Genomic DNA, 677 nt, shown 5'->3' with positions numbered 1-677 from the left:
TCAAGACAAGGAAAAATCACCAAACAAGACAAAGCTGAAGTGATCTATGAATTAAGGCATGAATTTCCGGTGAGAAAATTAGTAAAGCTCGCTGCTATTCCACGCAGCACCTACTATGATTTAATAAAACAAATGAATCGACCTGATCCAGATTCTGATTTGAAAATAGAGATTAAAGCGATTTATGACGAACATGATGGACGCTATGGTTATCGTCGTATACGTGATGAGTTAGTGATTCGTAAACACAACGTCAATCACAAGAAAGTGCAGCGTATCATGCAGGAGTTAGGTCTAAAATGTGTGGTTCGAATGAAGAAATATCGCGCCTATAAAGGAAACGTAGGAAAGACTGCACCAAACCTTTTAAATAGGAAATTCACAGCTAAACGCCCAAATGAAAAATGGGTCACAGATATTACAGAATTTAAATTGTTTGGTGAGAAACTCTACTTATCGCCCGTATTAGACTTATTTAACGGTGAAATTATAACGTATACGCTTGGTTCACGACCAACCTACTCGCTCGTTTCTGAAATGCTAGAACAAGCCTTTGAACGTTTAACAGAAGAAGATACGCTACTGATGCATTCAGATCAAGGTTGGCATTATCAAATGAAACAATATCGTCATGCGCTAAAGGAACGTGGGATTGTTCAAAGTATGTCTCGCAAAGG

The 677-nt window shown here is 38.3% G+C and carries 1 protein-coding gene; it reads left to right on the top strand.

Translation table 11 applies throughout. From position 1 onward, the window contains the following. Nucleotides 1–677 (top strand): IS3 family transposase (locus AC1TO5_RS21270; protein WP_482064828.1); only part of this gene is annotated, 677 nt, incomplete at both ends.

This window comes from Paenibacillus sp. Y930 (genome assembly GCF_056786375.1).
Note: the sequence above shows the minus strand (reverse complement) of the source record. Positions and strands in the feature narration are given on the sequence as shown.